The 19,964-nt window shown below is 58.1% G+C and carries 10 protein-coding genes; 6 read left to right on the top strand and 4 right to left on the bottom strand.

Going from position 1 to position 19,964, the window contains the following annotated elements:
• The first annotated feature begins 10 nt into the window (after nucleotides 1-10).
• The 6 genes from ACYZT6_RS20655 to ACYZT6_RS20680 all read left to right on the top strand — a co-directional run bounded on the left by ACYZT6_RS20655 (nucleotide 11) and on the right by ACYZT6_RS20680 (nucleotide 6,900).
• A complete protein-coding gene (locus ACYZT6_RS20655) occupies nucleotides 11-736 on the top strand; it encodes an RDD family protein (RefSeq protein WP_462028418.1) in 726 nt (241 codons plus the stop codon).
• The gene (locus ACYZT6_RS20660) at nucleotides 733-1,710 is read left to right on the top strand and encodes a stage II sporulation protein M (RefSeq protein WP_462028419.1); all 978 of its coding nucleotides are present in this window, start codon (nucleotides 733-735) and stop codon (nucleotides 1,708-1,710) included. Before ACYZT6_RS20655 ends, ACYZT6_RS20660 begins: the two co-directional genes overlap by 4 nt.
• Nucleotides 1,697-3,241: a DUF4129 domain-containing protein gene (locus ACYZT6_RS20665; protein WP_462028420.1), complete on the top strand. Its 1,545-nt coding sequence runs from the start codon at nucleotides 1,697-1,699 to the stop codon at nucleotides 3,239-3,241. The genes ACYZT6_RS20660 and ACYZT6_RS20665 overlap by 14 nt, the downstream gene beginning before the upstream one ends.
• Nucleotides 3,238-4,401, top strand: a complete 1,164-nt coding sequence (locus tag ACYZT6_RS20670; protein ID WP_462028421.1) for a DUF4350 domain-containing protein — start codon at nucleotides 3,238-3,240, stop codon at nucleotides 4,399-4,401. Before ACYZT6_RS20665 ends, ACYZT6_RS20670 begins: the two co-directional genes overlap by 4 nt.
• A complete protein-coding gene (locus ACYZT6_RS20675) occupies nucleotides 4,398-5,399 on the top strand; it encodes an AAA family ATPase (protein ID WP_461955412.1) in 1,002 nt (333 codons plus the stop codon). Before ACYZT6_RS20670 ends, ACYZT6_RS20675 begins: the two co-directional genes overlap by 4 nt.
• A 169-nt stretch (nucleotides 5,400-5,568) precedes the next feature.
• The gene (locus ACYZT6_RS20680; RefSeq protein ID WP_462028422.1) at nucleotides 5,569-6,900 is read left to right on the top strand and encodes a DUF58 domain-containing protein; all 1,332 of its coding nucleotides are present in this window, start codon (nucleotides 5,569-5,571) and stop codon (nucleotides 6,898-6,900) included.
• Between the two features lie 23 nt (nucleotides 6,901-6,923).
• On the opposite strand, the gene ACYZT6_RS20685 is transcribed toward ACYZT6_RS20680, so the two are convergent.
• From ACYZT6_RS20685 to ACYZT6_RS20700, 4 genes are all read right to left on the bottom strand, one after another.
• Entirely contained in the window at nucleotides 6,924-7,649 is a 726-nt protein-coding gene (locus tag ACYZT6_RS20685) for a hypothetical protein (RefSeq protein WP_462028423.1), read from the bottom strand.
• 50 nt (nucleotides 7,650-7,699) lie between these two features.
• Nucleotides 7,700-10,516, bottom strand: coding sequence for a hypothetical protein (locus ACYZT6_RS20690; protein ID WP_462028424.1), 2,817 nt, complete (start codon nucleotides 10,514-10,516; stop codon nucleotides 7,700-7,702).
• Nucleotides 10,513-15,033 carry a Tc toxin subunit A-related protein gene (locus ACYZT6_RS20695; RefSeq protein ID WP_462028425.1) on the bottom strand — a complete coding sequence of 1,507 codons (4,521 nt, stop codon included), beginning with the start codon at nucleotides 15,031-15,033 and terminating at the stop codon, nucleotides 10,513-10,515. The genes ACYZT6_RS20690 and ACYZT6_RS20695 overlap by 4 nt, the downstream gene beginning before the upstream one ends.
• Before the next feature lie 81 nt (nucleotides 15,034-15,114).
• Complete coding sequence (locus ACYZT6_RS20700; protein ID WP_462028426.1) at nucleotides 15,115-19,548, bottom strand: Tc toxin subunit A; 4,434 nt, start codon at nucleotides 19,546-19,548, stop codon at nucleotides 15,115-15,117.
• Between the last annotated feature and the right edge of the window lie 416 nt (nucleotides 19,549-19,964).

Here is a 19,964-nt window from a genome sequence, read left to right on the forward strand (position 1 = left end):
AAGGTTGCCCATGCTCGAGACCACAGCACTGCCAAGGAAAGCGACGCTGCCCCCGCCACTGGACACGCGGTATCAAGTCGAAACGCCCGAAGGCATCGACTTGCCACTGCGCCCGGCCGGGTTGATGGTGCGTGCGCTGGCCTTCTCCATCGACCTCGGGCTGCGCGGGCTGATTCTCGGCGTGCTGTTTATCGTTCTGGCGTTTCTCGGAAAACTCGGTGCCGGGCTTGGCTCGATCCTGTTGTTCGGGGTGAGCTGGTGGTACATGGTGCTGTTCGAGGTGCTCAATCAGGGCCGTTCGCCGGGCAAACAATGGATGGGGTTGCGCGTCGTGCAGGACGACGGCACCCCGATCGGATGGTCAGCTTCGCTATTGCGTAACCTGTTGCGATTCGTCGACCTGTTGCCGTTTGGTTACTTCCTCGGCGCCATCAGTTGCCTGCAACACCCCTCCTTCAAACGCCTCGGCGACCTCGCCGCCGGCACGCTGGTGATCTACCGCGAACAACCGTTGACCCGACCACAACTGCCCGACGTCCCGCCTCGACGCCCGGCGTTTACCCTGACGCTGCCGGAACAACGCGCCATCCTCGGGTTTGCCGAACGCCAGGTTGAACTCTCTGAGGCGCGGACCCATGAACTCGCGTCCATCCTTGCCCAACCGTTGCAGGTTTCTGCACCACGCGCCGTGGCGGAACTCAACGGCATCGCCCGTGGTTTGTTGGGGCCCGCATGAAGCAGAGCCTTTTCGAAAATCGCCACAACGCCGAGTGGGAGCAGTTTTCTTTGATGCTCGAACAGCTGGAGCGCGGCAAGGACGCTGCCGGGATCGCCAGCTTCCCGAAAGACTACCGACGGCTCTGCCAACATTTGGCACTGGCTCAGGAACGCGGCTACAGCAGTTTCCTGATCGACTCGTTGCAGCAACAAATACTGCGCGGGCATCAACAGCTTTATCGGCATCGCAGTCGACTGGGCGCCAACATACTGAGTTTTATCCTTGCCGGATTTCCGCGACTGGTGCGCGAACAATGGCGCTTTGTGCTCGCCGCCGGCCTGATGTTTTTTGGCAGCCTGATCGGCTTCGCACTGCTGGTGTACCTGTTCCCGGACCTGGTCTACAACCTGATCCCGGTCGAGCAGGTGACTGAGATGCAGAGCATGTACGACCCGGTCGCCGGTCATCTGGGCCGCTCGGCCGAACGCGCCGCCAGTGAAGACTGGGTGATGTTCGGTTACTACATCATGCACAACATCGGTATCGCCTTTCAGACCTTCGCCAGCGGTTTGCTGTTTGGTGTGGGCAGCGCGTTTTTCCTGCTCTTCAACGGTTTGATGATCGGTGCGGTGGCCGGGCACCTGACGCACATCGGTTTTGGGCAAACCTTCTGGTCGTTCGTGATCGGTCACGGCGCGTTCGAACTGAGTGCCATTGCCCTGGCCGGAGCCGCTGGCCTGCAACTGGGCTGGGCATTGATCGCACCAGGGCGCCTGCCCCGCGCCGAAGCGTTGCGGCTGGCCGCGCGTAAAAGCGTGTTGCTGATCTGCGGCGTCATGCTGTTTCTGCTGATTGCGGCGTTTATCGAAGCCTACTGGTCGTCGATGACCGCGCCAGCGCCCATGACCAAATACCTGGTCGGCGCGGCGCTTTGGTTGTTGGTAGCGACTTACCTGCTGTTTGCCGGACGAACCCGCCATGCGCCTGAGTGACGCCACGGTGGTGATCCGCCCACGCACCTCCTGGGAAGCCATGGACCTGGGCGTGCTGCTGAGCCAGCGCCATCGACGATTGCTGATGACCAGTTGGGCCATCATCACCGTGCCGATCTTCGCCCTGCTCACCTTGTTTCTGTGGGATTCACCCTCACTCGCCGTGTTCATCTTCTGGTGGCTGAAACCGGCGTTCGAGCGGCTGCCGTTGTACATCCTGTCCAAAGCCATGTTTGGTGAAACGCCCACCTTGAAACAGGCGCTGCGCCAATGGCCGCGCCTGCTCAAGCCGCAACTGCTGGCCAGCCTGACCTGGCGTCGACTGAGCCTGAGCCGCAGTTTTCTGATGCCGGTGGTGCAACTCGAAGGCCTGGCGGGTGACGAACGACAACAGCGCTTGCGGGTGCTGCTGCAGCGCAACGCCGGCGCCGCGCAGTGGTTGACGATCATCGGCGTGCATCTGGAAAGCGCGCTGTGGATCGGCTTGATGGTGTTGTTCTACATGTTCCTGCCACAGCAGGTCGAACTCGACTGGAGCTGGCAGACCTTGATTACCGCCGCCACACAGGACTGGAAATGGCTGGAACACCTGACCAACGCCTTTTACGTGCTGGTGCTGATTGTCTGGGAACCGATCTATGTGGCCTGCGGCTTCAGCCTTTATCTGAATCGGCGCACAGTGCTCGAAGCCTGGGACATCGAACTGGTGTTCCGCCGATTGCGCCAACGCCTGAACACCACGGCTATCACTCTGCTGTTGGCGGCAATTCTGCTTGTGCCTACTACGCAAAACGTCTGGGCCGCCGAGCCACCCATTACCCCGGACAGCCCGCGCCTGCTGGACCAACCGCTGACCAGCCAGGCCTCCAGAGACAGCATCAAAACCCTCCTCGATCAGCCACCGTTCAAGAACAAGGAAACGGTGACCCGCTATCGATTTGGCGAAGACAAACCCGACACTAAAACACCGGACGACGGAAAAACACCTGAATGGCTGAAGGCACTCGCCAGTCTGCTCGACAGCCAGCGTTTCGGCTTTCTCGCCAACTTGATTGAAGTGCTGCTGTGGAGTGCGGTAATCGGTGGCGTCGGCGTGTTGATCTGGCGTTACCGCGACTGGCTGCTGGCATTCGTCAGCCGTCGGCCAACGTTGAACCGTAAAGCTGCACGCCCGTTGCCACGGCATGCGTTCGGCCTGGACCTGAGCCGCGAAACCCTGCCCGCCGACATTGCCGCCAGCGCCGAAAGCCTCTGGCAAACCAACCCGCGTGCCGCCCTGGGGTTGCTCTATCGCGCCCTGCTCAGCCATTTGTTGCACGACCACAACATAGCGCTGAAACCCGCCGACACCGAAGGCGAGGTGCTGCAACGCGTCGAGCAATTGCAGCAACCGGCCTTGCTCGCCTTCAGCAAAACCCTGACCGGGCACTGGCAGAACATGGCCTACGGGCATCGCTTGCCGCCCGCGCATTTGCAACAGGAACTGTGTGACGGCTGGCGAACATTGTTCGGCCCGGGAACCGCCCGTTGAGCCGGCGGTTGTGGCTTTCGGTCGGTGTGTTCATCACCGTGCTGGTGGGCGCGCTGAGTGTTTATCTGTACCTGAAGGCCACGCCCTATCAGGCAGAAATCGATCACGGCCCCACACCCGAGGCCCAGGCCAATCCCTATCTGGCAGCCGAGCATTTCCTGCGTAAACAGGGCCTGACCGTCGACCATGCCAACAGCCTCGACGTGTTGCCCACCCTCGATCCGCATCAGCACAGTCTGTTGTTGCTCGGCGATCGCTACAACATGACGCCGCGCCAGATTGATCAAGTGATGAACTGGACCCGGGCCGGCGGGCGCCTGTTGTTTGTCGCCCAGTCGCTGTGGGATGAAAAGACCGGCCAGAGCAATGACCTGCTGCTCGATCGCGTGCAGTTGCACCAGTCGCTGAGCAAGGACCTCAAGGACCCGCCGCCGGATCCCCTCGACGACCCCTACCCCAAACTGACAAAGCTGTACCTGGAAGATGAGGACGCCCCTGCCTACGCCAGCTTCGATACCGCGTTCCATCTCGAAGACCCGAAAAACCTCGCACAAGCCTGGGCCAACAGTGGCAAAGCCACGCACATGATGCAGCTCAACCACGGGCTCGGTTCGATCATCGTGGTCACCGATGCCGACCTGTGGAAAACCCCGGCCATCGGCCAACACGACAACGCCTGGCTGCTCTGGTACCTGACCGCCGACACGAGCGTGACCCTGCTGTTCAACACCGATCACGACAGCCTGCTGACCTTGCTGCTGCGCAATTTCCCTCAAGCTTTGGTCGCCCTCGTCGCCCTGATCGGTCTTGCGCTCTGGCATGTCGCGGTGCGCCATGGCCCGCTGCTGGAACCTGCTACAAAAGGTCGCCGGCAACTTCAGGAACACCTGCGTGCCAGCGCCGATTTCATGTTGCGTCGCAACGGCCAGCAGCACCTGCTGCAAGCCCTGCAACAAGACATTCTGCGGCGCGTGAGGCACCGTCATCCCGGTTTCGAACAACTCGGCGTTGCCGAGCAATGGCTGGTGCTCGCGCGCCTGACTGGCCAACCCACTCGCGCCATCAGCCAGGCAATGAGCCCGCGACCGAAACAGCGGCTGTCCAGCGCTGATTTCAGCCGTCAGGTCGCGCACCTGCAAACCTTGAGGAACACGCTATGAGTCAACAGATCGAGCCCGGCAGCGCGACCCACGCCGCCCAGCAACGCCAGCGCGCCAGCCAGTTGGCCCAGGCCGTGCGCAATGAGTTGCAGAAAGCCGTGATCGGCCAGAACAGCGTGATCGACGACGTCCTCACCGCACTGATCGCCGGCGGCCATGTGCTGCTCGAAGGCGTGCCGGGTTTGGGCAAAACCTTGCTGGTGCGCGCCCTCGCCCGCTGCTTCGGCGGTGAGTTCGCGCGCATCCAGTTCACCCCGGACCTGATGCCCAGCGACGTCACCGGGCACGCGGTCTACGACCTGAACACCGAGCAGTTCAAACTGCGCAAAGGCCCGCTGTTCACCAACCTGCTGCTGGCCGACGAGATCAACCGCGCCCCGGCGAAAACCCAGGCCGCGCTGCTCGAAGCCATGCAGGAACGCCAGGTCACCCTCGAAGGCCGCGCCTTGCCCATCGTGCAACCGTTCATGGTGCTCGCCACGCAAAACCCGATCGAACAGGAAGGCACGTATCCACTGCCCGAGGCCGAGCTCGACCGTTTCATGCTCAAGGTGCGCATGGATTACCCCGATGCCGAGCAAGAGCTGGACATGGTCCGTCAGGTCAGCCGATCGACCCGCGCCGACATGCTCGACGTGCAACCGCTGCGCACCGTGCTGCAAGCCAAGGACGTGCTGGCCTTGCAACGCATTGCCAGCGATCTGCCGCTGGACGATCAGGTCCTCGATTACGCCGTGCGCCTGGCCCGCACCACCCGCACCTGGCCAGGCCTGACTCTCGGCGCCGGGCCACGCGCCTCCATTGCGCTGGTACGTTGCGCCCGCGCCCGGGCGCTGCTGCGCGGTGGCGATTTCGTGATTCCCGATGACATCAAAGGCTGCGCGCTGGCGGTGTTGCGTCATCGCGTGCGCATTGCGCCGGAACTCGACATCGAAGGGCTGGACGTCGATCAAGTACTCAAGCAATTGCTCGATCAAGTACCGGCGCCACGGCTGTGAACACAACCCTGCCCAACACAACCCCTGTGGCGAGGGAGCTTGCTCCCGCTCCGGTGCGCAGCGCTGGCAAGCTCTTCGCCTTATCAGAAATGTTGGGGCCGCTTCGCAGCCCAGCGGGAGCAAGCTCCCTCGCCACAAAAAGCTGTTTTGCCACAAAAGGTCTGCGCTGATGAAACCGTCACGCCTGTTGCTGATCTGGCTCGCCATCCTGCTGGCCATCGGCATCGTGCTGGGCGCGTTACGAGCATTGGAATTCGACGTACCGTCGCGCCTGTTGTCGATCAACTGGGGATTGTTGCTGGCGTTGCTGGCCCTGGCCATTCTCGACGCCATTCGCCTCAAGCGTTTGCCCTCACCACGCATTCAGCGACAAATGCCTGGCAGCCTTGCACTCGGTCGATGGAGCGAAGTGCGACTGGAGGTCGAACATGACTTCAGTCACCCTCTGAACATTCAGATTTTCGACCATGTACCGGATGGCCTGAGCTTCGAAAACCTGCCACTGGAGGTCGAACTTCAACCCGGCCAACGAAACCAGGTCGGCTATCGACTGCGCCCACTCAAACGCGGCCACTTCACCTTCGAACACTGCGAAATCAACCTGCCGAGCCCCTTGGGTTTATGGTCCGACAAACGCCTGCTCAACGTGGTCGACAGCACCCGCGTCTACCCCGACTTCGCACGACTCTACGGCGGGGAACTGCTGGCAGTGGATAACTGGCTCAGCCAACTCGGCGTACGCCAGCGCCAACGTCGCGGCCTGGGCCTGGAATTCCATCAACTGCGCGAATTCCGCGAAGGCGACAGCCTGCGCCAGATCGACTGGAAAGCCACCGCCCGCCAACGCACGCCCATCGCCCGCGAGTACCAGGACGAACGCGACCAACAAATCATCTTCATGCTCGATTGCGGCCGCCGGATGCGCAGCCAGGACGGCGAACTCGCCCATTTCGATCACGCACTCAATGCCTGCCTGTTGCTCAGCTACATCGCCCTGCGCCAGGGCGATGCCGTGGGCCTGAGCACCTTCGCCAGCGACCGACCGCACTACCTCGCCCCGGTCAAAGGCACGGGCCAGCTCAACGTATTGCTCAACACCGTCTACGACCTCGACAGCACCCAACGCCCCGCCGATTATCAGGCCGCCGCCACGCAACTCCTGGCCCGACAAAAACGCCGGGCGCTGGTGGTGCTGGTCACCAACCTGCGCGATGAAGACGACGAAGAACTGCTGACCGCTGTCAAACGCCTGAGCAAACTGCATCGGGTATTGGTAGCGAGCCTGCGCGAAGACTTGCTCGACAATTTGCGGCACGCGCCGGTACAAACCTTGCCGGAGGCGCTGGCTTATTGCGGGACGGTGGATTACTTGAATGACCGGGCGCAGCTCCATGAGCGGTTGAGTGCTCATGGAGTGCCGGTGGTGGATGCCCGGCCCTCAGTGTTGGGGGCCGAGTTGGTGACGCGGTACATGAGCTGGAAGAAAGCCGGCGTCTTCTGACCTTGATCAGGCAAGCGCCCGCTTCAGCCAGGGACTTGCACCTCTATGGCGTTTTCGGGATGCCTCTCAGGCGTCATCGATCCCAACGAAATCGGATGGACCGGTGAATGGTTGAGTAAACGGGAGGCCTCGAGCTGGAATTCACAAGCCCCTCCGATGGTGCCGCGGCCCTGCCAAGTCAGACCGTCTGCTGTTAATTTTCGTGAAACGCCCAGTGCAGGCGTCACCGTAAATCCCAACTCACGGGCCGAAGAGTAGCCTTTCAGTCCAAGACAGATAGCACGGTCGATCAAAGCGCTCTGCGCATTGGGGACCGATAACTTTATGGTGAAGGTCTGCCCGACCCGGGGAAACAGGGGGTGCCCGCCCCAGCTCCTTGGCTCGCTGCCCGCCAGTTCAATCTGCGCATCGTCCCAGACACCTGCAGCAAGCGCTGTTAAATGGAAGGTATGGGAGGGAGCCTCGCCATTGTTTTCGATGTCCAGTGTAGCGGTCACTGCAACGGCCCCAGGCTGATCGGCTGTATAGGAAAAACGCGCCTTGCCATGGCTGTCCGTCAGCACCCGCGTTTGCGCTTCCCCGGCAGTGAAGATCACGGCCACATCCGACGCAGCCAATCGAGGGTTGGAGCCAGACAAGTAAGCCCTGAGTTCAAGCCAGACGCTTTGACCTGCCTCCGGGTCTACACTTGCTTCGCGCACGTCGCCAATCACAATACCGCCAAGTTTTGAATCCTTGTCGTCAAGCATGATTAATCCCTCTTGCATCAGCGTTGTTAAAAGACGAAACCTTTGGTGAATCAGAGGGGGCGGGCTACAGCGGCCAGCACCTTGATGTGGAAGGTGTGAGACAGATCTGCGCCATCGTATGGACTTGACGCCGTGGTCTTCACCACTACATTGCCCGGTTGAGTGGCTGTAAAGGCGAAGCTTGCCCAACCGGTCGCGCCCGTTCGCACCACCTCTGGAATGCCCCCGTGCTCGAAGCTCACGGCAAGACTTTGAACGGCCAGCTTGGTGTAATAGGACTTGACCTGGAGCTCCAAAAAGACGGTTTGGCCCACCTCAGGATCAAAACTGGCCTCACGTATGCCTGCAATCTCAACTCGGTTATGTCCCAACAACACGGGCAGCGGAGGATAAATCAACGCTACCTGAGCGAAGTCCAGTGAGAGACCCGACTGCCCAGATTCATTGCCGAGATAGGCATCCAGCGCCCATTCCAGGCCCACGGAACCTAGCGCTCGCTCTTCCCCTTCCGCTGGGTCCAGCGTCAGATCCAGTACAGTGCCTGACGGATCATTCCATTTCGCGGCTGCCATCAGTGAAATCAGCGGGCTGGCAGGTTTTGGGACAAACTTTAACCTGTGATAAGCGCCCAGGCAGGGATAGAGCGTGCTCTCAGGTTCCAACGTGCGCCCATCAAAAGTGAGTTCTCCCTCCCCCTCGAGCGTTGATGAAAGAAGCAGCCCCGGCAGCTCATAATTCGGGAGCTGGTCATGAAGCACACGCAGTTGAAAACGGGCGCTGACCTCGGAAGTTGAATGAACGCGCCAGACCAGCCCGTCTTCGGTTAATTTCCTCCTGTCTGCCATCGGAGGGTCAACATGAAAAGCGAGATCCTCCTCCCTGTCACCCACCAGTTCCAGCGAGATTTCCTGATCCACCAGCGCCTCGCCAATCGGCATGATCAGCAGTGCTACCGGAGCTTTGTCGCGAATACAGACAAGTCCGGTATCTCCGGAAGGCTTGCCAGCCAATGTCACCGTGGCCAATGCGCTCCAGGGCTCTTCCCCAAGCACTGTGCCCGTGAAGGTATGTTTGACTTCCCTGCAGTCGTAAAAGCTCACCGCTTCAGCTTCTATCGCGAAAGGGCCTTCCTTGCGAGGCTCAAACGGACGTTCACACCAGCCTTCAGCCCCCGTCTGCAAGGTCTCTGTATCCGTCCCTTGAGTCCACTTGACATCGACCTCCGACACACCGCCCACACCAGGTACCGTCGACACGATCTGAATGGCCAACTGAATGGAAGGGCCTCCCACCACCGGGAATCTCGTGGACTCCCTCGTCGCCTCGACGGCCAACTTGTTATGCGCCAGTTTCAGCGTCTGGAAAGGAGACGCCTCTAACAGTTTCGAACAACTGACACGGAACCTGAATTCGCTGTTTCTTCTGTTTTCACACGACATGCTCCACGTCAGGCCCGGCTCACGAATGATGTTCCATGTGTCGAGCTCAGGGGTGAACTCCACACCGAGCCCGCCGGGCGTGTCGTTCCCCGACCATTCCAGCTTCAGCTCGGTCCCGACCAATGCGTCAATGTTGTCGAACGCTAACTTCACCGCATGCGTATCACCACGGCAGGGATAGGCGTCTTTGCTTCCCCAGATAAACGGAGTCAGTGAATCCAGTGAAAACTTAGTTGTGAGCCACGGATCGTCCTGCAGGGCGACCCCCTGGAAAGCATACTTGCCCCCTTGATAATGGCTGTCGACGGAAGCAACAATTTCATACCCGCCCTCTACATCCGGGGTGTAGGTGTAAGTGGCTTCTCCATTCGCGTCCGAAGGCACTTTGAGCAACACGATATCGTCTTCGGGTCTGGAGCCCAAGAGCGTCCAGGTGACCTCACGATTGGCCATGGCTCTTCGTGTGTAATGGGATTCCACCCGCACGCGCAGCTCCACACTTTGGTTGAGGCCGATCACTGGGTAGTAAGTGGGCTCCTGCAGCAGGACGACATCAAGCTTGAAATGCCCCGAGACAGCGTTCAGCAGATAAGTGTCGGCGGTGTACTGACTGCGAACCATCAAGTTATGGTGGATCTGTGTATCTTCATCAACCGGGGCGCAGCCGATTTGCCATGGCGCATCGATGCTTTGTTCCTGCCCCCAGGAGGGCTGAGCCTGAAGCATGTCCTTAGGATCAACTACCTCATTTTCCACCAGCCAACTTGCCGCGGTGCCCCGCCAAACGCTGCCAGTCGCCAGTTGTAATGTGACGCTATGGGCGTACTGCGCGCCAAAGCACAGGCGAATCTGCTCATCGGGAGCTAATACCTTTTGGTCAATGGTCACGCTATCCAGCGTCAAAGGCTCCAGCAACAACTCCAGGCGCACGAAGGCAACTCGCAGTCCACGTGGCGAGCCTATATCGTCGTTCTTCGGAGTGATGAATTCGAACGTGACGGTACTTTCCTGAGGGTCCAGCGCGATCATCTCCTCGAACGCTCTGAACTCCGGGTCTGCCAGTGGCGCATCGGGATCGGGCTCCTGATCTGTTTCGACCTTGAGCGAAGGCAAAAGGGGATAATCGAGCTCCCCACCGAGACCGGGAGTAATCCGCACGGTACATTCGGCCCCGTAAATCGCCTCGTAGAGGAAGAACACCTTATAGTCGGCACGGCCGAGCGTCGGGCGCGGCAACAAGGCCAACTCGACTTCCTGCTTGGCGGTACCTTTATTGACGGCGTACAAAAATCCGATCGTCTGGCCCTCCCACCTTCCCGTCTGCCGAGTGACCTTCAGCCTGTCATTTATGACCCAACCTTGCAGGCTGTTGGTGAAATCGCCATTGACGAAAAAATTATGCCTGGCCTTAACATTCTCCTTTTTCATGGTTGCGATTTCCCTTCGGGCGTTGCCTTGCCGGCCATTACACGCATGCCGGTGTCAGATTCAAGCGTTTCCTCAACTTTTGTGCCGAACTCCCGTCCGCCATCTTTGGCTTGATACTCCACCGTCATGATGACGTCCGTCATCGATCTCAGAAAATCTTTTTGCGTACTACTTTTCTCAGCCCTGGGGAACGTCAAGACATACCTGGCATGGGCGCCAGTCCCTTCAAAAGACCTGTAGCGGCCATCATCGGCGTTGTCGGGAGCACCCTCGTCGAACAGTCCACTGGACAGTGCGACTTGCTGATAAGGACGCAGGTTCTGCACCAACGTATTTCCCGCTGGAGGGGTGGACGTACCCTCACTGTGCAGGTATTTGACGGCGTCAATATCAGGTTCAAGAATTGTCGCGCTACTGATCTGAACCAGTACGGCACACATATTCTGGTACGGGCCCAGCAGGCCGGGAAATGTCAAAGACAAGCGCTTGACCTGGCGGCAGTAGTGACCCGGGTAATCCAGATTGAACAGTTTTTCGTTGAGGTTGAATGTCAGCGTTCCATCAGCGATGAAGTCATCCCAATCCGCCTCGGTCGACAGGTTTTTAAGTGAAATCGTCTTGACCAATTGCAACCTGTGCTCATCGCGCTTGATCCGGGCGGTCGCCATCTTCAGCAGATCCAGCTTCAACGAGAAGCCGGCAGTGAACCCATGACAGGAATCCCGCCAGACATCGGGGCGGATAAACCGGGGGTTGTAATCGGCCATTTCATAGTGCCAACAGGTTTCAGCCATCAGGCACAGGCCCACGGCCAAATCGTAAAGCTGGTAGATCAAGGTCTTGACTTGCCCGACGACCCAGTTACTCAATTCCAGGCCGGTGCTGCGATTTTTGTAGAACGCGTACACCTCCCTGGCCTGGGCGTTGGCCATTTGCGTCTGCTGCAAGCTGGCAAGGGCGGCGCTGACCGCATGTTCCTGGGCCCGGAGTTGCTCACGCACCACACTAACCTCAGCGATCGACTGGTCGAGAGCAAACTCCCATTCCTGTTGCCGCCGCCGATGCTGCACGTTGACATCGTCTTCCGCGGCTTGAAGCCTCAGGAGGTCTGCTCCTATCAGAATGATTTCAGCCAATGCACTCGTGGGGCCACTGACATCCCCACCGCCATTGGCCATCCCGAAGACTTTGGGAAATGTTCTCAGTACCCCGCTCAACGACCGAAATACGCTGGCCCCCATGGCTATATGTCCAGCCGTCCGGTTTTTCTCCTGAACGGAGCGCTCAGCGTCCCAGACCCTTTCGGTAGACAGTCTTTTATAATGCTGCGCTCTGGCATCGAGCATGCTCTCGCTTTGCCTCAACGACGCCGCCAACGCCTCGTGCTGGGCAATTGTCGCTTCATGTATCGCCTTGGCGTATTCCTCAAGCTCGATCACATGACCTTGCATCAACTCTTCCAGCGTCCCCTGATCGCGCTTTTCCAGCCAGGATCTGAGCTGGTCCTCTTGCTGTATCAGGAATTCAACGCACTGCAACGCAAGGTTGTAAACGGTTTGCCATTTATACGGCACCACCTGCACCTGCCCACCCGGATTGCGCGGCAAGCCGGAGTTTGCATTGGCTTGCGCGAGCAACAGATCCTTCGGATCCATGGGCAGAGCGAAATCCCTGATGTTCAGAGGTTGACCATCGATCGATCGATTGTTACGCAAGTTGGTCAACCGCGAATTGAGCAGGGTCCGCATCGCTTTGGGTTTTGGGTTGATCCCGGGAAGGAACACGTCCGCCCCCAGCAAACCGAAACGCGGTGTCGTTTTCATGCTGGTGGGCACCTCGGCAAGGCTGACCCGGAAGTTTGCTTCAAAATCCTTGAGCTGATCGCGCCCGCGAATCTGCGCCATCAACTCCTCTAGTGTCATGGGCTTCCAGATACTGACGGTGCGAGCATCCGGCTCACTGCCCATCAGCGACAATGCCCTGCTGTAATTCAGCTTGGCCGCCACCATGCTGTCGTAATCCAGATGCCGATACAGAGCGTCCCCCCAGGAGATCAGGTTCTGCACATAACGCATGAAGATGGCCATCTTGAAGTGAATCGGCGCGGAATAACCGATCTTGTCGGGGTCATTCGGGCCATCGTTTTCATACGCTGGATCGATGTCATTTTGAAGGGGGCGGCAACGCCAGTAGGCGGGTGCCGGGATTTCATTCGGGGCTTGATTTACAACAGCCGTGATCTCGCGTGCCAACGGGTTAAAGATGTATTCGAACCAGTCTTGCGCTTCACGGTGACGCCCCTCCTCCATCAGGCGTGAGCCCACCAGATCGGGCAAGTGGAAAAACAGTTCCCAGAAATACCGCCCGTTGCACCCGTCGAACGGACCATTTTTCTCGATCGTCTCGTCCGGCCCGAGAGGCTCCTCGATATGCTGGGTCACCCAGGCCAGCAACGCGTCAACCGAGATGGCGGCGCGACTGATAAGCACGGCGCCGAAAAGGGTGTTCAACCGTACAAATTTGAGCGCCTGGGTCGCGTTGTTGAAAATCAGGAATTGCGCGCCCTTGAGGTTGTTTTTGTCGATGGAAGGCGTCGTGTATAAACGAGGGCTTTCGTGAAGGCTCACGGCGAATGTATTGCGCCCATAACTGGACGGTGTGCTTTCCTCACCAAATGTAAATTTAATAGGCTCGTGGATGGGAAAGCTTTTTCTGTCGAACGATGCAATCGACCGGGTGTAGGTACGCCATGGGGTTGCAAATGTACCGTCCAGAGGGCCGGTCGATCTCCAGTCTTCTACATCTGTCGGATCTCGAGTCGTTAATTTGAGCGAGAAGTTGACGGTGGCGTACTGGATTCGTGGCACCACCACATTTTGCTCATTGAGTACTGCATCACCCAACGTGGTGACCGACAAACCGGCGCCCGCCAGAATTTCGTCATGGTTTTTTCCAAGCAGATACTTTAACGATACGTCGTTCAGCGTGACGACAGCGGTTGCCACCCAGACCCCGGCACCGACAGACGTTTCCTCGAAATCGTCCGCAGTAAATGAATGGATCGTTTCCTTGATCAGCCCCTCTTTGCGTTCCAGTTTATAAACCTGCACCGGTTTATCTTGCGCAGTGAACGTAATCTTGAGCTGCCTCTCGCCGGCCTCGACGATCCTGATATCAACGGATTGATCGGCTGCCAGCGCGTTCCAGCTGATAAACAAACGCTCCAGAACACGGCCGGTTTCCTCCACGGCATCGCAGCGCCCCCGTACCCTGAGCACCTCACGGTGATTATTATTCGGGCCGATTTCGCGGGTATGGATGACGTCCAGCACTAGATGTGCGTTTAGTGAGCCTGTTTTCTGCGGGCTGATTTCAATGGTGACTTTCGAGTAATCCTCAGGTACCACCTTTTGCTGCAGGCTCTGCGGATTCCTGAAGCGCGCAAACGTCATTTCCAGCAATGTCGCGGTCGCATTGACTTCATTCACTTCGCGAAGCAAGGCATCGCGGATCTCATGAATCTCTATTTCATGGTACGAAGGAGTGGAGTCAAGGGAGTGACGGTTGGTATAGCAAACGGCCAACAGATCATCACGCGGGTCACCGTCACCCAGCGACGAGACCGTCAGCCGGCCATTGGAAACATCGTGCTCGCAGTCACGCTGATACAGTGAAACAGGGGCCGACCATTGACCGTTCAGTGAACTGAAGGACACTTTGAGCTCTAACCTCCAAGGGCTCTGCACTACGCCGTTTGAATCAATTTGCCGTTCACGCCATTCACACCAGACGATGGTGAGGCGCCCCCCCCAATAAACAGGGCGGATATCGATCACTTTGTCGGTGATAGCCAAATCGATTTTTTGCCATTCTTTCCAGGCCAAGGGGTTGATCCTTGGGCTGTTGTTGTCCAGCTCGACTTTCACCGTGCGCCAATAATAGGCACCGGGCGATGTTCGCTCCTTCCCGAGCAGACAGTAAACCGCATCCTGCATGTTCGCGCCGTCGATGTAGGCGCTGATCACATCAAGATCACAGATACTCTGGAAGGCCTGGACAAACTCCATCAAACCCTTCTGCACCGAATCGGTTGTCAGGCGCATGTGCTGCAGGCTGTTTTCCAGCGTCCGGAACAGGTCGGTTTTATTCAGGCGAAGTGAAGGCTCAATGTAATTGGCCGCCATGTCTTGAAGAATGACGTTCGCGGACCAAGTGCTGTAGTGACTCAGAATCTGGTACCAGTACTCGAGGTCCTCTTCGTCAAAATAGGCTTCTTCGTACCCCGGTTCCATGCCGCTGTAGACCGACTGGATATGTTGCTGCAGACAGCGCACGTTGGTGGAAAGCCAGGTCGCCTGCAATTCAGCGCTGTCCTGGGTGTCCATCATCAGGTACTCCCACAGTTCATCAAGGGTGTGCAGCGTAATTGCGCCCTCCCAGAGTGCCTGCCCCAGATACGCCTCCACCATCGCCGCGGTGTAACCTTGCGTCAGTTCATTGATTTCGAGATTTTCCATGGGTGTCCTTTCCTGTCGCTGCGTGATGACCCCACCTGCCAACACACGGTGTGGGCAGGTGGTGTGCAGACAATCAATCCGTCATGAAGACGCTGGCCGTCGAGTGGGGAGGCGCTTGAGCAATTCACCCCTGAACACCAGGGCCTGACTCAGCCGGTCACAGACCAGGCTCAATTCGAAAAGGCCGTTTCTGATGTCACCGGTGGCGATGTTCAGGATGAAAGGCGCGTTCGGTTCGAAGGTAAAGCGCGTGGCCAGAGGCGGGTTGAAAACCATCCCCAGCGCCTGAGTGGTATAAACGGAACCCCAGCCCACTGCGCCTTTGCTGCCCACCAGACCGGTCTCGAGGGGCGTTATTTCAAGGCTGTAGTTGCCATTTCTGAGCAAGGTGAGCTTGTCTATAGCAGGATCAAATGTTGCTCGATGGCTGCCGGATACAAACTCGATTTTCCAGCCAATGGCGGGAATGGCCTTCACTGTGAAGGCTTCGAGCTCAGCCGGATGGAGTTCCAACTGAGCGGTTACCTTGAACTCGCCAGCGATACTTGCGTTGAACGGGTACGCCGACCGACCTTGCGCGTCCGTTGCAATGGTTACACTTTCGCGTGCAGTGAAGTCTGGTTGCGGGACGCATTTCCACGTGACCGGATAATTGGGTACCGGCGACGACGTCGGAGCTATCGTTGCCCTCACATCTACCCAGAACCAGATCGGCTTCGGGTCACCAACAATCGGATACTTGAAGTCAGCCGAATGGTTCTGGATCATGGCACTATTCTGCACCCGCACCTGCGCCTGCACCTGCTCGATAACAAGGTCGTTGCCCAGCTGCGCGTAGATCGTCAGATAGCCGATTGACAATGGGGTTACAGAAAAACTGGAAAACCCGTTTTGATCACTGGGTTGTTCGGTTTTTGCCTCATCGACACTCGTCCACCAGATCACCGACTCTTCTGCGACGGGACTGCCATCAAGTCCGACCACCTTGCAGCGCATTGTCAACAATTGACCGACCATGGCCACCGTTACAGCCTCGGGCTTATCGAGAATTCGCGGCTTGTCGGCAAATTTGATGCTGCCGTTGAAATCAATGCTGGTGCCACTTTCTACGTCAAGTACGGAAATGGTAGCCTCGCCCGGGCTCAGGCTGGATATCCACACGCGGGTAATGCCGTCTCTGTCCGTTCGCGGGTCTGCAGGCCGGATTTCGCCATGAGTCGTGGACCAGGCAACCTGTCGGTGCATGCCCTTGTTCCCATATAGATCCCGTAGTTCAGCCCAAGCCTCTTGCACCGACAGGTGACCTGCCAGCAGCGAGTGTTCAGGCAGTGGCGACACCAGCTCCGAAGAGAAATACAGGGTCGCTTCATCACAGCCAATCAGTACCGAGGGGGCGTAAATCGGCTCGTGCAGTGGCAGATAGTATGAAACATGAGCAGTGCCAACCGACCACCCTGCCTGTAATAGCGCCCAGGTCCGCCCCTGATCATCGGTTTTGGTTTCAGGATTGAGGATGGCCCCCAGGTCGGTCTTCCAGTAAACGACGACCCCCTTGAGCGGATTACCGTAAAAGTCCAGCAGAATGAGCTCGAACTCCGCGACTTCCTGGGACACCCTCGCGATCAGTTTCGGGCTGTCAACCACACAACGGGTGGTGATGCTCTGACCCACTTCAGCCGAATCTGGCGGGGTGGTCAAGTTGGTGAATCGAGCCAGGCTATCCAGAGCATTTTTTGCGGCGCCGGCGTATTCCGGCTCCTGATCCAGAGACTTCAGTTTGCCCAACCCAAACGCAGCGGTCGTGTCCATCCCTTTCTTGGCGAGTTCCAGGGTTCGGCTCAACAAATCAAGGTGTTCCAGTGTGCACAAAATCGGCCAGCCACGACGGTCACCGTCCTCGCTTACCTGGCTGATGTGTTCGGCGCAGGTCAACACATGCTTGATCCCGCAGCCAAAAAAAGCGGCCAGCTTGCTGGCGGCGGCATCACGAATCAGCTGCAACGCGTCGGGACTCAAGTCGTCGGGCAACAGGTTGACCTGACGCAGGTAGTCGAGCATTTTTTCTTCGGGCTGCCGGGCCTCGGTAATCATTCGACGGTAAAACGCCAGGTAGTACACCGACTGGATCGAAATCTCGTAGGGGCTCTCGAGACTGAACCATTGATACTGTTCATCCGTCAGGAGTGTCTGGAGCATTTGCGGCGTCAAGCCCAGTTTGTCGGCAATCCGGCCGCGTCGCTCCAGCTCTGCCAACATGTTCAAGAACTCGTCAGGCTCCCGGAGAACCTGCCGTGCCAGTGACGGTTGATCTGGCGACAACGACAGGGCCTTGTCCAGAAAGTCATACGGATGCCCCTCAGCCCAGGACAGCACCTGCGCCGTCAGCAATGAATCCAGTTTCAGGTAAACCGAAAGGCCTTCTTCTACCACCACTCGCTGTTCGTCCCGGCATCGAAGCACAATCACGCTGATGATGCTCTGCAGGCGCTCGCGTTCAGTGTCACCCGCGTTGCTCCCAAGGACCTCGCACACGACTCTCTCGATTTCTACACGGATATACTCCAGATACTGCGTTTCGGTCTGGTCATGACGCCCGATCACCACCCCGTGGTGGCCCACCAGTCTGTTCAAGCGCTGCATCCAGTCGATGAGCACCTGGCTGCTGTCACGCAACGGTGCGCCTTCCTCAAGCAGTGTGGCTTGCAGCACCAACACCGGCAGTACCTGACTGCGCAATTTGCGCAAGAACTGCTCCTGAGCCTCGGACCACACGGCAGGAACATAGACGGGGTTCACGTTTTCCACTGTCCACAGGACTGACAAGCCGTACTCTTTCAACCAGTCCGAACACGTCATCAATGCGTGTATCGCACTCAAGGCATCCGCGCCATCGCCCGCCCCATGACTGGACACCGCAGGCTCTCCAGCCAACTGCCCTACAAGGCCTTCGCCATTGCTCAGTGTCTGCAGCAGCGCTGTCGATTCGATGGCTGTCAGTTTGAGCAACCGTGCCAGCCACACTAACCGCCAGAAACTGGAAAAAATTGCCTGGCTGCGTTTCAAGTGGGTCTTGAGGCCATAGGCCCTGGCGATCACCATCGCCAGGAAGCGGTAGGTCTCGAAGTTGATTTCCAGAGCGCTGCAAATCTGATGCACCGTCTCTTCGTCGGCTTTGGTCAGCGGTACGATCGCAAACTCTTTGTCATCGATGCGCAACGGCTCGCCATACATTGTGTGCCGGTTGTAGACGCGGTCGAAGTGCGACAGTTGGCCATCTCGACCGTACACCGACAGCACATTGATGAGCGCGGCGAACTGTTCGGCCTTGCAGCCGTACAGGCTGTTCAACATCTTGAACAACCCCAGGCAGCGCAGGGTATTCGTCCTGATCCACAGTGAGCCCTCCCCCGTTCCACGGTATTCGGCCTGTGTCGCGGCATCAATCAATTCATCGGTTTCATCGCTTTGTAATTGCAGCATGCGGTCCAGACGACACTTGCGGTTGAGGCGATCAACGCGGTGCTGCAGCTGCGATGATTCAGAGTCATCTTCCCCAATATTGTGCAAGCGCATCTGGCCCGAGATGCCGGTTCTTTGCAACTCGATCGCAGGCCCTTCCCCGCCATGGACATACCTGGCCCCCGACAGGACGCCCGTCGCAGGAACATCCGGGTTACCAATGGCGGGCGCGTTGGCAGAGAGCTTGGGGGTAAAGGTACCAAGCCCCAGTAATGATTCGACCCCGCGCTGGTCAAGGCGTGTTACTTCAGCGAAGATCCAAAGCATCCGCAGACTGGCCAGCGCCACTCCCAGCTGGCCGAAATTGTCTCGATAAAAGTCTTCGGCGGATTTTTTTGGATCCGGATCGACCAACCGGGTCAGAGGATCCACCCTGCGCAGGCACGCCTTGGCCTGCTCGGCAGTCGACGGGAAGTAGGGAGACTCCAGGAGCAGCCGTAGCTGAAGCGGCCCGAGACCGATGCTCGATTGAAAGGCAACATTCGAGCGATCCCCAACGGCGCCCGGATTCTTGAAATAAGGATAACTGCGGTCAACAAGGCGAATCACTTCCCCCAATGACCTGTCTTTCAGGACAGCCTGGATGACATGGCTGATACTTGCAAAATCATGATCGTAGGGCAGGCCATTGTTATAACGGAGGGTGCGAAGGTAGGCCTTGACGTCCGTTATATTCAGCTTGGCCTTGATCTGCGCTTCGAGCACCGCGTTAACCATCGCCAGCCTGGACTGCTCCTGGTTGACCGCCATGTGGTCGATGAGCATCTTGGGCACATCCGGGCGACGCGTCTGCAACGGTATTGCCTCGCTGCTGCCTTGCGGCACAATCTTGTCTCGCACCCACTCCGCCAGGGCCACCATATAGGCGGTGGTCGACGCGCGGTTTTCATTACTGCCTACCGGGGCGCTGCCGTCGGTATTGGGGTTGAACAGGTTCTTGAACGTGGGCAACGGCACCAGTGCTTTTTCATCGCCTGACGATGGCGCTGCGCGCAAACCCTGCTCGCGATAAACCCTGGCCATGTAGTTCGCCAACGCCCTGCCACGTGCCAGCAACGTTTGGGCTTCTTCCCGACTCAAGCCGAGCGCCTGCAACTCATCACGTCCCAGTTTGATCAATTCAAACACGCTGGTATTTTGCGCTATGTGTTCGTTCAGACGAGTGAACACGCCAAGGCGTTGTTCGCCCAGCACAGTCTTGACCAACTGATGAATCGGGAGGCCGTCACTTGGTAGGTTGTCAAATGCAGTCATTGCGCTATTCCTCGTCAGACAAAACGAACGCTGAACCTGGTCAGCGAGTTTGCCCTGATGATCGTCCAGCTGATTTAGCGCTGACTGCGCGAGAAGGTCTACTGTCAGATCTGACAGGTTTTATGACCGCCCGTCGGAATTGGCGAAGTATGAATGGC

It is taken from the genome of Pseudomonas sp. RT6P73, from assembly GCF_054897715.1.